This is a genomic window from Flagellimonas aurea (assembly GCF_017313785.1).
GTDB classification, from domain to species: Bacteria; Bacteroidota; Bacteroidia; order Flavobacteriales; family Flavobacteriaceae; genus Flagellimonas; species Flagellimonas aurea.
In genome coordinates, this window is sequence record NZ_JAFLNL010000003.1 from 255,352 (window position 1) to 268,398 (window position 13,047).

Sequence of the window (13,047 nt, forward strand, 5' to 3'; positions counted from 1 at the left end):
CTACTTGTTTTCCCATAAAAACAAAAACCCACCCTTAACAAAATCAAGGATGGGAAAAAAATTGCTATGAAAAAGAAAATTAGATATCGGTTACCCAACATCAGTTCCAAATATACGTTTTTTATTTAAACAGAAGATTTTTTTTCTTTTAAGAGAACATATCTTTCACTTTCTCAAAAAAGGATTTGTCCGATTTTTCAGGTTTTGGGGCAAAGTTTTCATCATCCTGCATACGCTCGAAAAACTCCTTTTGCTCTTTGTTTATGCTCTTTGGCGTCCATACATTCACATGAACCAGCAAATCTCCGGCACCATAACCGTTTAGACTGTTGATACCCTTTCCTCGAAGTCTTAAAATTTTTCCGGATTGCAGACCTGGCTCCAATTTTATACGGACTTTTCCTCCTATGGCGTCAATTTCCTTGGAGCTACCCAGAACCGCTTCTGGAATGCTTATATATAAGTCGTAATGTAAATTGTCTCCTTCGCGCTTTAGAGTATCATGTTCCACGGTTTCTATGGCCACCAGCAAATCTCCTGCGATACCGTTCCCCGGGGCATCGTTTCCTTTTCCGGTAACTTTTAGCTGCATACCATCCTCAACACCTGGTGGAATTTTGATGGATACGGTTTCTTCCACCACCTTGAGTCCCTGTGCATCGGCATCGGAAGGCTTTTTATCTATTGACTGACCGGCTCCACCACAAGTGGTACAGGTAGTCGCTGTTTGCATTCTACCCAGGATGGTGTTGGTAATTTTTGTAATCTGTCCCGTACCATTACAGGTTGGACAGGTTTTATAGGTTACGCCATCCGCTTGGAGCTTTCTACGTACCTTCACCTTTTTCTCGACGCCATTGGCAAGTTCTTCCAAGGTCAACTTTACGCGAATACGCAAGTTACTGCCCTTGGCTCTACGCTGTCCACCGCCGAATCCACCGAATCCGCTGAATCCGCCGCCAAAAGCTCCTCCAAAAATATCACCGAACTGACTGAAGATATCGTCCATATTCATACCTCCGCCACCAAATCCTCCACTACCATCGAAGGCGGCATGGCCAAATTGGTCATACTTTGCCCTTTTGTCAGGGTTGCCCAACACCTCATATGCCTCGGCAGATTTCTTGAACATTTCCTCCGCCTTGGTATCTCCTGGATTTTTATCCGGGTGGTACTCAATGGCCTTTTTCCGGTAGGCTTTCTTAATTTCTGCGGCCGAGGCTCCTTTGGAGACTCCTAATATTTCGTAATAATCTTCCTTCATACAACTTTAGTTTCCAACAACAACTTTAGGATGTCTAATGATTCGGTCTCCCAGTTTAAACCCTTTTTCCACTACATCTATGATCTTCCCTTTCATTTTCTTGTCAGGTGCAGGTATCTGGGTGATGGCATCGTGCACTTCTGCATCAAATATATCCCCTGGTTCTACCTCAACCTGCTCAAGACCTTTGTTCTTAAGGGTTTCCCTAAATTTATTACTGATGAGTTCCACACCTTTGAACATCTCTTTGTCCTCAGATTTGGAAAGTTCTTTTAAGGCACGGTCAAAATCGTCCAAAATGGGGAGCATGGCCACTATGACTTCTTGTCCGGCAGTCTTGAACAAATCCATACGCTCCTTGGAGGTTCTTCGCTTGTAATTTTCAAATTCCGCAAAAAGCCTCAAGAATTTCTCTTTTTCTTTGGCCAAATCTTCGCGCAATTTTTCCTCTTCCGAAAGCTCCTCCTCGTTTTGTTCCGCGTTTTCTGCCTCTATATGCTCTTCGTTCAGCTCAGTACTCTCTTCGGTTTGCCCTTTTTTAGGCTCATCTTCCATTTCCTCAACCTTACTTTTATTGCTCATGTTGTATTGTTTTATTCTGATTTGAAGTGGCAAAAGTACTGCCAATTGTATAAAAATGTCAAAATGTCACCGCAAAACATAAAAAAAGCCGCCTAAGCGGTCTTTCTATATTTAAATATGTTGAAATTTAAACGTACTAAGCTTCAACGGATGCAGGAATTCCTTCCTCTTGTGAAGCATATAAATTTTTAAGTGCCTGACAGATATTGGCATATTGAAAAGCAAAACCTTCCTCTTCAATTTTTTTTCCACTTACCCTTTGGCTGGCCAATAATAAAGTGGACATGTCGCCCAACAATACTTTTAGAATGAAAGCGGGCACATTTGGCAACCACAGGGGACGATCTAAAATTCTTGCCAATTCCTTGGTCAGCTTAGTGTTTGTTACCGGATTTGGCGCCACAGCATTGTAAACACCGGTAAGATTGTTCTCAACGGCAAACACAAACATTTGTGCCAAATCTTCGATATGAACCCAAGATTGCCATTGATCTCCAGTACCTATCGGTGCTCCAACAAAGTTTTTTACGGGAATGGCCATTTTTGGCAATGCGCCCCCTTCTGAAGAAAGAACAAGGCCTATTCTTATTTTGGTGACATCGATTCCAAGCGCCATAAAAGTATCGGCCTCTGCTTCCCATTTTGTGACGACATCTCCCAGAAAACCATCGTCTACCTTTTTGGTATCCTCATCAAAATACTCACAAAGAGAGTCCGGGTAAATACCTATCGCGGATGCAGAAACGAGGCATTCCAACTCCTTATTGCCAGACCTTTCCAAACCCTTTCTCAACGTTTGAAGACTATTTATTCTACTGGAAAGCACTCTCTTTTTATGTTGTGGGGTCCAACGTTTGGCAATACTTGCACCAGCCAAATTAATGATGGCCTGTACATCGCGAAAACATTCCAAATCAATCTCTCCTTTGTTCGGATTCCAATAAAATCCTTGGAAATCTTCGGAAGAATCTATCTTATCTTTGCTTGTAGTCAAATAATTTACTGGAATACCCTTTCGGTGCAACACCTTTACTATGGCTTGCCCCACCAGTCCAGTAGCTCCTGTTATCAACACCTTCATATATCATCCTTTTGTACAAAGTTATAGGTTTAATTGACTGTTTATGAGACCTTAATTTAGGTTTAACATATTTGTTTAAACTTTAGATCTATTTCTGACACTAAAAGGATAAAACTTAACAGCTTATTGGCAGTTATGAGGTTTTTATGGCTCTGAGCATTTCTCTTTTGCCAGGCGGTCCGGGCAATCGCTCCACGGTAAAGCCTACGGCCTGCATAGCCCTTCGCACACTACCTTTGGCAGCATACGTGACCAAAACGCCATCGATTGCAAGTGCTTGGTACATTTTTAAAAAGATTTCCTCTGTCCAGAGTTCTGGCTGTACCCGGGCACCAAATGCATCAAAATAGATAAGGTTGAACAAATCTTGCAGGTCGATTTGCTTAAAATCTTTTTTTTGTTTCAAAAGAGAAAAATCGGTTGTAATCGAAATGACTTCTCCCCATGGACAACTATGCATTTTTTGAAATGACTGCTCCAATCCTTCAAAACCTAATTGCTCGCAATAGTCCAACTGATTCACTTCTTCCATGGATACGGGAAACGCTTCCACACCAACATAATCGATTTGCAGGTTTTGTCCCACTGCTTCGTGAAGGGTAATGAGGGCATTCAGTCCTGTTCCGAAGCCTATTTCCAGCAGATTGACTTTTCGATTCTGAAATAACCTTAGACCATGCTCAATAAAAACATGATAGGCTTCTTGAACCGCACCATGTTTGGAGTGGTACTGTTCGTCCCAATCTTCTATTTGGATGGTCTTGGAACCATCGCCCGTGGTGATTATTTTTCGTTTCAAGGTTCGCTGGCAATCAATACACCATCAGCTTCAAACCTAAGCGTTTTCTTGGGGGTGGTAATTTGGGCCAGTTCATCTTCAGAAGCACCTTCATCCTCAGCGTAATGCCTTTGGTCTTCAACGGACATTTCTTCAAAAAAAACTGCACCGTTCATCACCACTTTTTTTCCTGCGGCATCCTTTGGGATAAAGAAACCGTAATCCTTAAAGCGGACAAAAACCTCATCATTGGACTCCAGTGCCACCTTCATCCAGCATCCTTTAGCTTGGCAAACTTCCTTGATCTCACCAACTATTTGGGTCTGTAAGGAATCTTTTCCAGAAATTCCATCAAATGGAGCCGATGTTTTGGAAGCCTCCCCGGAAATTTTGAATTCCTCTCCAAAGTAATCACCCTGTATGGTTTCTTGCTTACACGAAACCAGTACCATACCCAGTAAAATAATAGTAGCAAAAGTGTTAAAAATCCTCATTTTTGATAACATTTAAATAATTGTGGGTCAAGTCCAATATTTAGATTTGATAAACGTCCAAAACTAACAATAAATAGCTAATTTTATCCCTGTAAATGTAAGTGATATGGAAACATTAGCGAATAAAATAGCTATAGAAAGAGCCAAAAGCTCAAAAATCCATGATGTGGATTTTGACAATCTTTCCTTTGGAAGTGTTTATTCCGACCATATGTTGGTCTGTGATTATAAGAATGGTGAGTGGTCCGCTCCTAAAGTGGTCCCTTATCAGCCTATTACCCTGGATCCCTCTGCAAAGATTTTCCACTATGGACAATCCATTTTTGAAGGAATGAAAGCCTACAAGGACGAGAATGGCAAAGTGTGGCTTTTTAGGCCCGAAGAAAACTGCAAACGGTTGAACAAATCTGCAGAGCGACTTGCCATTCCGCAAATCCCCGAAGCTTATTTTATGGAAGGGCTCAATGCCCTTATCCAAGTGGAAAGTGATTGGATTCCCCAAAACCCGGGGAGCTCCCTTTATATTAGACCATTCGTTTTTGCATCAGGAAACGGATTCCATGCTTCCCCAGCAAACGAGTATAAATTTATAATTGCCTGTGCTCCATCTGGATCCTATTTTTCTGGAAAGGTGAAAGTTTTGATAGAAGAAACCTATTCCCGTGCAGCCAACGGAGGTGTAGGTTACGCCAAAGCAGGTGGTAACTACGCCGGGCAATTTTACCCAACAAAGTTGGCCGCTGACAAGGGTTACCAACAAGTAATCTGGACGGACGACAATACCCACGAATTTATTGAGGAGGCAGGAGCCATGAATGTTTTTGTCCGAATCAACGATACATTAATGACCGCTCCTACCAGCGATCGTATTTTAGACGGAATTACAAGAAAGAGTATTTTGGACATTGCCAAGGATGAAGGTATTAAAACCGAAGTTCGCAAAATATCCGTTCATGAATTGGTGGAAGCTGCGGAAAACGGCTCATTAAAAGAAATGTTCGGGGCAGGAACAGCAGCTGTAGTTTCTCCGATTTCAGGTTTTGGATATCATGGAAAGGATTATGATTTGCCAGAGTTGGAAGAAAGCTATGCTTCTTTATTGAAAAAAAGAATGACAGATATTCAGTACAACCGAGCAGAAGATAAATTTGGATGGCGACACGAAGTCATCTAGACCAAACCAAAAAGGCGCCGATCGGCGCCTTTTTTATTTATCTATAATAGTTTGAATGTCCGGTTTAAAGTAATTTGGCCCTTTTAGCACCTTCCCATCTTCACGATAAATAGGCTTTCCATCGGCACCGAGCTTGCTCATATTACTCCGCTGAATCTCCTCGAACACTTCTTCAATCTTATATTGCATGCCGTGCTCCAATATGGTTCCGCATAATATATAGAGCATATCCGCAAGCGCGTCGGCCACCTCAACCAAATCATTGTTGTTGGCGGCTTCCAAATATTCACGGTTTTCCTCGTCCATCAAATTAAACCTGAGTTTGTTCTTTTCTGCTCCTAAATCCGCTTTGGGTTTTTGCGACACTCCCAGACCAAACGAATTGTGGAAGAGCTCCACTGCCTTAATTTTACTTTCCATTACTTAATTTTGATTTAGCTTTGCATAAAAATATAAAATATGTTCAGCACAGGACAGGTAATTTTTGCAGCCCTATTCTTTATTGTCTTTGTCGTGATTATCGCTTTATCGTACCGAAAGGACAAAAAACTGCACAAAAAAAATTACAGAGGTGTTATTTGGATACTCGTTTCCTTTATATCTTTCATAATCATCCTCTTTCTAATTAAGTACTTCCTTAAAAATTAACAATTTATTTGCAGTTGCCACAAAAATTGTGGATTTCACAACAATAACAAGCATTAGATTTCCTTCCGATAAGAAAAGTCGTACTTTTGTCTTACCATTAATTAAGCACCTAACCTATAATGACTGTATTTTTTAGCATCCTGTTTGTTTTGCTTGCTGTTAATGCAATTTTATTGATTTTCAGCGTGAATGGAACCAAAAAAAGGTTTACAAAACCAATTCAACGGATTTCCGACATCTCAACCACCAAACTCTTCCCCCGAGAGACTGTTGAAACCGAGTACAAAGAAGCGGTTTAGTTTGTACCTTTAGGGCATGAAACAAGCCTTACTTGTCTTTTTGGGCGGGGGATTAGGAAGTGTTTTACGCTATCTGATTTCAAAACCGCTTAACCCTCTTTTCCATAATTTTTTTCTAGGAACATTCTTGGTAAATATCATTGGGTGTTTATTGATAGGTCTTTTTCTAGGGTTGTCAGCTAAAGGCAATATACCGAACTACAACAATACCTTATTTCTTGCCACTGGATTCTGCGGTGGCTTTACTACCTTCTCCGCTTTCGCTTTTGAAAAACACTCTTTATTAAAGGACGGCGACCTTCTTAATTTTTCTATCTACATGATTTCCAGTATTGGCATCGGCGTTTTGGCCGTTGTTCTGGGATTATGGATCGCCAAACACATTTAATAGTTATAAATTGCATTTTTCAAGTTAAAATTTGTTAAAAAACGAACAATTATCGCTTTTTAGGCGCTCAATCTTGTGAAAATTGAGCTCAAACACATTAAATGTTAACTTAAAATCAATAAATACCCAACAAACATTAACATAAAATTAAATACCCCTAAAATTTTGGGGGTATTTTTTTTATACCCATAAAAATAACCAACACCCCCCATACTTTTATATGGTCTTTACTTTTATCCTATATATTTGAGACATCAATTAACTACTTAATTATGAAAAAAGTCGAGGCAATTATTAGAAAATCCAAATTTGATGAGGTGAAAAAAGCCCTCCATCAAATTGAGGTCAACTTCTTTAGTTACTGGGATGTAACGGGAGTTGGAAATGAAAAACAAGGACATGTCTATCGTGGCATATCGTACAGCACTAGCGATATTCAACGAAGGTATTTGGTTATCGTGGTTAGCGATGACTTCCTGGAAAGAACCGTAAACGTTTTATTGGACACTGCGAGCACTGGCAACGTAGGCGATGGAAAAATTTTCGTCTCCGATGTTATCGAGGCTTACAGAATTAGGACCAAGGAAAGCGGAAGCGCAGGAATCAACTAACATTAATAGCCAAAACACTTTAAAAACTTAGATTATGATTGTACAAGAACAAGAAGCGATAGACAAAGCCGTTGAAGCCATTACTGGCGACATGGGGGCTCTTTGGATCACCCTTGCGGCTATATTGGTGTTTTTTATGCAGGCAGGTTTCACCCTGTTGGAAATAGGTTTTACCCGTAGCAAGAACACTGGTAACATTATCATGAAAAACGTAATGGACTTGGCCGTTGGTTCGGTCATGTTCTGGGCATTAGGTTACGGTATCATGTATGGTAGCGACCTTGTAGGTGGAGGATTCTTTAGGTCCAGTCCCTCCGACCAAGGATATTTCTTTTTTAGTGCTGATGATTGGTACAACCTGTTCTTCCAAACAGTATTCTGTGCCACAGCAGCTACTATTGTATCGGGAGCAATTGCAGGTAGGACCAAATTTTCGACCTATTTGATTTTCTCCGCTATCCTAACCACTATTATCTATCCAATTTCAGGTAGCTGGTACTGGCCATTTGATGACGATGCTTGGTTGAACACGGCTGGCTTTGTTGATTTTGCCGGTTCTTCCGTGGTACACGCCGTTGGTGGTGCAGCTGCATTGGTTGCCGCAATTTTGGTAGGACCTAGAATCGGGAAGTATGTAGATGGAAAAGCACAGGCGATCCCTGGTCACAACATGGCCTTTGGAGCACTTGGTGTATTTATTCTTTGGTTGGGATGGTTCGGATTCAACGGAGGTTCCCAATTAGCTTGGGGAGGCGACGATACTATTGCCGCCACAAGCGTTATCATAAACACAAACCTTGCTGCTGCCATTGGAGCTATTGGAGCCCTATTCTTTACATGGGCCAGATATGGTAAAGCCGATATTTCCATGACCCTAAACGGCGCTTTGGCCGGTTTGGTAGGTATTACTGCCGGATGTGGGGCCGTTAGCGCTTGGGGAGCCCTTGCCATTGGTTTGATATGTGGTATTATAGTGGTAGTCTCCATTGAATTTATCGATAAAAAACTTAAGATTGATGACCCAGTAGGAGCTATCTCCGTTCACGGAGTATGTGGTTTCATTGGAACTGTACTTATCGGCCTATTTGCACTAGACGGCGGATTGTTGTACGGCGGTGGAGCCAAACTACTATGGGTACAGACCTACGGATCGTTGTCCTACATTCTTTGGGCAGCCCTTGCATCCTTCATAGTACTTTTCATCTTGAAGAAAACTATTGGACTTAGAGTTTCTGAAAAAGAGGAAGTTGAAGGTCTTGATCTACACGAACATGGTGTAGAAGCATATCCTGAACATATTTCTCAAGACAAATAAGAAAGTCTTTCAAACTCACAACAAGATTGTAAAAAAAGGAACGGAGCGTTCTGCCAAACGCTCCGTCTGATAACCTTTTCAATCAAACTCACAATTATTACAACTAACTGTCCTTCAATAAAGGACAACTAAACGATTATGATATGAAAACGATTATAAATACAAATTTCGGAAAAATTTTGGCTATCGCCATTATTTCAATGGTAACATTTTCAGCCTCCGCACAGGAAGAAGAAACAACTCCAAAGTTTAGTTTCAGCGGTTCTGTAGATGCTTATTATAGAGCGAATATCACTGCTCCAAATGATGAGGAAGCCATTGCTCCAGGGTCTTCATTTGCTCAACTTCCAGGATTCTCTTTGGGTATGGCCAACCTTATAGCCGCTTACGAAGGTGAAAAAGTAGGGTTTGTTGCCGATTTGGTTTTTGGACCACGGGGTACAGATGCCATCTTTGCTTCTCCAATGTATTCCGCAACCGGTGATATTGTAAACCAATTATATGTGTACTGGAATGTAAGTGATGCCGTTACCCTTACTTTTGGTAATTTCAACACCTTTTTAGGGTACGAAGTAATTTCACCAGTAGCTAACTTTAACTATAGTACATCTTACTTATTCTCCTACGGTCCTTTTAGCCATACAGGTTTAAAGGCTGATTTTGATTTGGGTAACGAGTGGTCTGCCATGGTCGCTGTGATGAACCCTACTGATTTGACCGAATTTAATCCAACAGGTGATTATGCCGTAGGTGCTCAATTGGGCTACTCTGGCCAGTTCTTGAATTTCTTGTACAGCCAAGGTGGTTTCGAAGTTGATTACACCGGTGGTTTTGACCTTTCCGAGGAATTCTTCTTGGGAATCAACGCTGCTTATTATGATAATAGTGATGCAGATGTGGATTTTGCCGGTGTTGCACTTTACCCACAATATGCTGTCTCCGAAACTTTTAGTTTAGGACTTAGAGGTGAATACTTTACAGAAACAAATGTGGGTGCTATTGACCAAACAGATTCACTAACAGGAGATTTGGATGTATTTGCTGTCACTTTAACTGGAAGCGCCACTATAGGCAACTTAATTCTTAAGCCAGAAATTAGATTGGACAGCGCTTCTGAAGATGCTTTTATTGATAACGACTTAGCACCAACAGGAAGCTTAGCTTCTGTATTGTTCGCTGCGATTTACTCCTTCTAACAATATAATTGATATGACACGAAAAAAAGCCTTACTCCAATAGGATTAAGGCTTTTTTAGTCCTTGTTAAAATTTTTCACTCCTGCTCTCACCTTAGTTCTCAAATAATTTTGCCTTGGCACTAGAGGGCAGGAGTACTTTTTGTTATACACACAATAGGGGTTGTATGCCTTGTTAAAATCGATGATTAAAGTATCACCTTCGGGAATTGTCAAATCAATATATCTTCCTCCTCCATACGTTTCTTCACCATTTGTATTGTCCAGAAAAGGCAAAAACAGATATTCTTCGTATTCCTCATCATCCATTAGGCCCAAACTTTGGTAGACTTCCAATTGATGCTCTTCACCATTTAAGTTAAAATGGGCAATTCCATAAACAACTTCTTGGGTCTGTCTATCGGTCGTGGTCGGCATTAAAAAAGGTTCTGCATCTGGAGTACGCACAAAATGCGCCTTTACTATATAGTTGGTATCGGGCTCAAAAAAATCGAGCCCCTCGAAATCCTTACGGTATTTATCGGGCAAAGGGGATGAATCAGGGTCTCTGAAACTCTCGTTCTGTTTCTTTTGATAGTCTAAAATATCCGCGACCAAATCCGATTTTGGGGTAACGGATTTCCCTTCGTCATGGTATTTTTTACCTTGGCCGCAGGCCATCAAAAAAACGACCGATAATACAATTGCATATTTCATCCTGAAGCTGTTTTTACAAAAATACAGCTTAAACTTGGAAGAACTGAGGCCTTTGTCTACCGTCTATTTTCATCGAGTTTGATGTCATAACGTGCATCGTCCAGATACTTGGATACCATTTCGTTGAACTCCGGGGTAATACGGAACAAGGCTGTATGTTCCAGATTGTAGAGCTTTTCCTTATCCTTGAAACCCTTTTTCAAAAGTTCTTCCAAATAGAAGAGCGATGTTCCAAAATCATCATTTTTGGAACTGAGGGAAATGGTCTTGAGGTAATATTCATGATTCTCGGGCTCCAGAATGGTTTTTAGCATGTACAAAAATGTCAGAGCATCTTCATCCACCACTTCTTCGGAAGCTATTATCCGAATGTTATCTTCCGCCAAGGCATTTACAAAACCCTTAAGCCTATGGCCCATCTGTCTTTCATAGGGTTTGGAACCTGAAATAAATTTGCTAATCTCCCCCATTTGATGGTTCCACCATCCCAGATTGTTGAAGTTATGGGTGTACACATCTTCCTCCATATAATATTGGTAATCCTCCTTGAGCAAAGATTCCTTTAAAAAGGCAGCGTTTTCTGCTCTTTTCATCGCTTTAAAGCCCCTGTCCTTCCTGATATCCTTCTGCACCGACCTGAGGGAATCCATATTTTTTAATGCCCCGTACATGGACACCATTTCGGTCATGTATTGTTCCGCCCACAATAAATCACCAATGCTTTTCAACTGCTCTAATTTGTCCAAATCTTCTTGATAGGCCTTTTCTACATAGGTAGGGTCGTTTGGAATCCATTTTCTTCCCATGGCATCCAATGTAAAAAGCTGCATTCCTTTTTCCAAATACGAAACCCCGGGCCATTCACCGTTACCATCATACAACAATACTTGGTTGCGGAACTTATACCTGTCCAACAACTTGGCATCCGTCAACATAAATGGGTAATTAAAATTCTCTTTATTAACAATCCCTACAAAATGGAAAGGGTTTTTGGTATTTATCAGTTCACGATTGGCCAAAGAAGCTCCAATGGACATTGCCCCATTAACACCTGTGATCAAAACCGGAACCAAACTGGCAAACTGCCCTCCGGACTCATTACCTGCCGCATAAATCCTATCACCGTGTATGGGCAACATGCTTGTAACCTTCTGAATAGATTGACTTACCACTACCATATTCTTTGTCAAAGAAACACTGTCCAACAGTTTTGGAGCAGCCAGAACATACCCCTCATTTTCTGCTGCAACCACAAACATGGAAAGTGCCTTGGTCTCATTTCCCTCCGTATCCAACACCACCATCAACGGCCATTTTTTCTCCATGGAAAAGGTCTTGGGTATGTAAATGGAGTAGGTATTTTCTGTGGAATCGTTGATTGAAAGATTTTCAACAATCTCCCCTTTTTTTAAGACCAATTGTTGTGAGAAGACGGATAGTGCACAAAAACTGGTCAAAAGTGATAGCAAATATGTTTTTTTCATAACTCTATTTTAACAAAAATCTAGCCAAAGTCTGTTTCTAAAACATCAATTTAACAAGAAACTATTTACCGACTTTACTTTTTTTAATGGGAGAATTGGCTACTACGTTGGACAATACAATGTGTGTTCTACATTCACCGTAAACTATGAGTTCATCAATGAACTTTTCCAAATGGGATTGATCTCGGAGCACCACTTCCATAATGATGTTCTCATTACCGGTGATACGATAGCAATTTTCCACCTCCTGAAATGTTTTTACCTTATCCAGAAAAGGCTTCAACTTACCCATGAATGCACGCAACATGATTATCGCCTTCAGCTGGTATCCCGCCTCTACATAGGAAATGTTGGCACGGTAACTTTCAATGATGCCAAGGTCCTCCATTTTCTTTACGCGTTCCGCAACCGCAGGTGGGGTCAGGCCAATCTTTCTTCCAATATTCGCAAAAGATTCCCGTGCATTTTGCTGCAAATGATTCAATATTTGCCAATTCAAGTCATCTATCTTCATATAGAAAGAAATTTACTGCTATTTTTTTGTTTTCGAAAGTAAAATCGAATTATAGCTTTCGTAACAAAAGTAAAAAAATTTGATTCGTGCGTAATTTTATAATTCAAAATTGCTAGAAAAACATGGAGAGGAATTCTCTTAACTCCCTTGGTGTATACCGTAGATCTTTGGCCCTTCGCGACATGAGCGAGGCGGTAGCTGCTTATTTTACCCAAAACCGAGAGATTTTGTCACTTCGCAAAATCGATTCTTTTCGAGACGATATTTCTAAATCCCTTTTGGTAGATGCCGACCTGATTACCAAGGAATTGGAACAGGCCGCATTGAGCAATTGTCCATCCGTGCGCATGAGAAGCCTTTCTTACGTGAATATCATGACCCGCAATATTTTGGCCTATTGCAATGGGCTTGAACGCGATGGTGTCAAAGAGAAGGAATACCTGAACTTGCTTAGAAAAGAGATTCGAATCTTTCGAGTTTCCTTTAAAAAGTGGAGAAAGTCCTTGATCAACAAGAACGACTGA

15 protein-coding genes are annotated in these 13,047 nt (G+C 40.8%); 6 read left to right on the forward strand and 9 right to left on the reverse strand.

Translation table 11 applies throughout. From position 1 onward, the window contains the following. Positions 1-148: 148 nt before the first annotated feature. The 5 genes from dnaJ to J0656_RS07040 form a co-directional block, all read right to left on the reverse strand. Positions 149-1,264 carry a molecular chaperone DnaJ gene (gene dnaJ / locus J0656_RS07020; protein WP_207032527.1) on the reverse strand — a complete coding sequence of 372 codons (1,116 nt, stop codon included), beginning with the start codon at positions 1,262-1,264 and terminating at the stop codon, positions 149-151. 6 nt (positions 1,265-1,270) lie between these two features. Next, positions 1,271-1,846 (reverse strand): nucleotide exchange factor GrpE, encoded by a 576-nt coding sequence (locus tag J0656_RS07025; RefSeq protein ID WP_207032528.1) that lies wholly within the window; start codon positions 1,844-1,846, stop codon positions 1,271-1,273. Positions 1,847-1,982: 136 nt separating this feature from the next. Further along, complete coding sequence (locus J0656_RS07030) at positions 1,983-2,927, reverse strand: TIGR01777 family oxidoreductase (RefSeq protein ID WP_207032529.1); 945 nt, start codon at positions 2,925-2,927, stop codon at positions 1,983-1,985. Positions 2,928-3,060: 133 nt separating this feature from the next. Further along, positions 3,061-3,726, reverse strand: coding sequence for a tRNA (5-methylaminomethyl-2-thiouridine)(34)-methyltransferase MnmC2 (gene mnmC2 / locus J0656_RS07035; protein WP_207032530.1), 666 nt, complete (start codon positions 3,724-3,726; stop codon positions 3,061-3,063). Then, positions 3,723-4,199 carry a DUF4920 domain-containing protein gene (locus tag J0656_RS07040; protein ID WP_207032531.1) on the reverse strand — a complete coding sequence of 159 codons (477 nt, stop codon included), beginning with the start codon at positions 4,197-4,199 and terminating at the stop codon, positions 3,723-3,725. Before J0656_RS07040 ends, mnmC2 begins: the two co-directional genes overlap by 4 nt. 106 nt (positions 4,200-4,305) lie before the next feature. Here J0656_RS07040 and J0656_RS07045 point away from each other — a divergent pair, with 106 nt between their 5' ends. After that, positions 4,306-5,373: a branched-chain amino acid aminotransferase gene (locus tag J0656_RS07045; protein WP_207032532.1), complete on the forward strand. Its 1,068-nt coding sequence runs from the start codon at positions 4,306-4,308 to the stop codon at positions 5,371-5,373. 33 nt (positions 5,374-5,406) lie between these two features. Here the strand turns inward: J0656_RS07045 and J0656_RS07050 are convergent, their stop codons facing one another. Further along, positions 5,407-5,793 carry a pyrophosphohydrolase domain-containing protein gene (locus J0656_RS07050; protein ID WP_207032534.1) on the reverse strand — a complete coding sequence of 129 codons (387 nt, stop codon included), beginning with the start codon at positions 5,791-5,793 and terminating at the stop codon, positions 5,407-5,409. A gap of 543 nt (positions 5,794-6,336) precedes the next feature. On the opposite strand from J0656_RS07050, the gene crcB reads away from it, so the two are divergent. From crcB to J0656_RS07070, 4 genes are all read left to right on the forward strand, one after another. After that, positions 6,337-6,708 carry a fluoride efflux transporter CrcB gene (gene crcB, locus J0656_RS07055; protein WP_207032536.1) on the forward strand — a complete coding sequence of 124 codons (372 nt, stop codon included), beginning with the start codon at positions 6,337-6,339 and terminating at the stop codon, positions 6,706-6,708. A 272-nt stretch (positions 6,709-6,980) separates the two neighbouring features. After that, positions 6,981-7,319, forward strand: a complete 339-nt coding sequence (locus J0656_RS07060) for a P-II family nitrogen regulator (RefSeq protein WP_207032538.1) — start codon at positions 6,981-6,983, stop codon at positions 7,317-7,319. A 34-nt stretch (positions 7,320-7,353) separates the two neighbouring features. Further along, the gene (locus J0656_RS07065) at positions 7,354-8,634 is read left to right on the forward strand and encodes an ammonium transporter (RefSeq protein WP_207032539.1); all 1,281 of its coding nucleotides are present in this window, start codon (positions 7,354-7,356) and stop codon (positions 8,632-8,634) included. Positions 8,635-8,777: 143 nt separating this feature from the next. After that, the gene (locus tag J0656_RS07070) at positions 8,778-9,830 is read left to right on the forward strand and encodes an outer membrane beta-barrel protein (protein WP_207032540.1); all 1,053 of its coding nucleotides are present in this window, start codon (positions 8,778-8,780) and stop codon (positions 9,828-9,830) included. 56 nt (positions 9,831-9,886) lie between these two features. Here the strand turns inward: J0656_RS07070 and J0656_RS07075 are convergent, their stop codons facing one another. The 3 genes from J0656_RS07075 to J0656_RS07085 all read right to left on the reverse strand — a co-directional run bounded on the left by J0656_RS07075 (position 9,887) and on the right by J0656_RS07085 (position 12,523). Continuing rightward, the gene (locus J0656_RS07075; RefSeq protein ID WP_207032541.1) at positions 9,887-10,525 is read right to left on the reverse strand and encodes a DUF1684 domain-containing protein; all 639 of its coding nucleotides are present in this window, start codon (positions 10,523-10,525) and stop codon (positions 9,887-9,889) included. A 56-nt stretch (positions 10,526-10,581) separates the two neighbouring features. Next, the gene (locus J0656_RS07080; protein ID WP_207032542.1) at positions 10,582-12,009 is read right to left on the reverse strand and encodes an alpha/beta hydrolase family protein; all 1,428 of its coding nucleotides are present in this window, start codon (positions 12,007-12,009) and stop codon (positions 10,582-10,584) included. A gap of 61 nt (positions 12,010-12,070) precedes the next feature. Then, positions 12,071-12,523: an Lrp/AsnC family transcriptional regulator gene (locus J0656_RS07085; protein WP_207032543.1), complete on the reverse strand. Its 453-nt coding sequence runs from the start codon at positions 12,521-12,523 to the stop codon at positions 12,071-12,073. A 122-nt stretch (positions 12,524-12,645) separates the two neighbouring features. Between J0656_RS07085 and J0656_RS07090 the strand changes: the two genes are divergently transcribed. Continuing rightward, entirely contained in the window at positions 12,646-13,047 is a 402-nt protein-coding gene (locus J0656_RS07090) for a hypothetical protein (RefSeq protein WP_207032544.1), read from the forward strand.

Excerpts from the sequence above, each read along its gene's own strand:
- dnaJ (WP_207032527.1), bottom strand. The coding sequence starts at position 1,264 with ATGAAGGAAGATTATTACGAAATATTAGGAGTCTCCAAAGGAGCCTCG.
- J0656_RS07025 (WP_207032528.1), bottom strand. The coding sequence starts at position 1,846 with ATGAGCAATAAAAGTAAGGTTGAGGAAATGGAAGATGAGCCTAAAAAA.
- J0656_RS07030 (WP_207032529.1), bottom strand. The coding sequence starts at position 2,927 with ATGAAGGTGTTGATAACAGGAGCTACTGGACTGGTGGGGCAAGCCATA.
- J0656_RS07040 (WP_207032531.1), bottom strand. The coding sequence starts at position 4,199 with ATGAGGATTTTTAACACTTTTGCTACTATTATTTTACTGGGTATGGTA.
- J0656_RS07045 (WP_207032532.1), top strand. The coding sequence starts at position 4,306 with ATGGAAACATTAGCGAATAAAATAGCTATAGAAAGAGCCAAAAGCTCA.
- J0656_RS07050 (WP_207032534.1), bottom strand. The coding sequence starts at position 5,793 with ATGGAAAGTAAAATTAAGGCAGTGGAGCTCTTCCACAATTCGTTTGGT.
- crcB (WP_207032536.1), top strand. The coding sequence starts at position 6,337 with ATGAAACAAGCCTTACTTGTCTTTTTGGGCGGGGGATTAGGAAGTGTT.
- J0656_RS07060 (WP_207032538.1), top strand. The coding sequence starts at position 6,981 with ATGAAAAAAGTCGAGGCAATTATTAGAAAATCCAAATTTGATGAGGTG.
- J0656_RS07065 (WP_207032539.1), top strand. The coding sequence starts at position 7,354 with ATGATTGTACAAGAACAAGAAGCGATAGACAAAGCCGTTGAAGCCATT.
- J0656_RS07070 (WP_207032540.1), top strand. The coding sequence starts at position 8,778 with ATGAAAACGATTATAAATACAAATTTCGGAAAAATTTTGGCTATCGCC.
- J0656_RS07075 (WP_207032541.1), bottom strand. The coding sequence starts at position 10,525 with ATGAAATATGCAATTGTATTATCGGTCGTTTTTTTGATGGCCTGCGGC.
- J0656_RS07080 (WP_207032542.1), bottom strand. The coding sequence starts at position 12,009 with ATGAAAAAAACATATTTGCTATCACTTTTGACCAGTTTTTGTGCACTA.
- J0656_RS07085 (WP_207032543.1), bottom strand. The coding sequence starts at position 12,523 with ATGAAGATAGATGACTTGAATTGGCAAATATTGAATCATTTGCAGCAA.
- J0656_RS07090 (WP_207032544.1), top strand. The coding sequence starts at position 12,646 with ATGGAGAGGAATTCTCTTAACTCCCTTGGTGTATACCGTAGATCTTTG.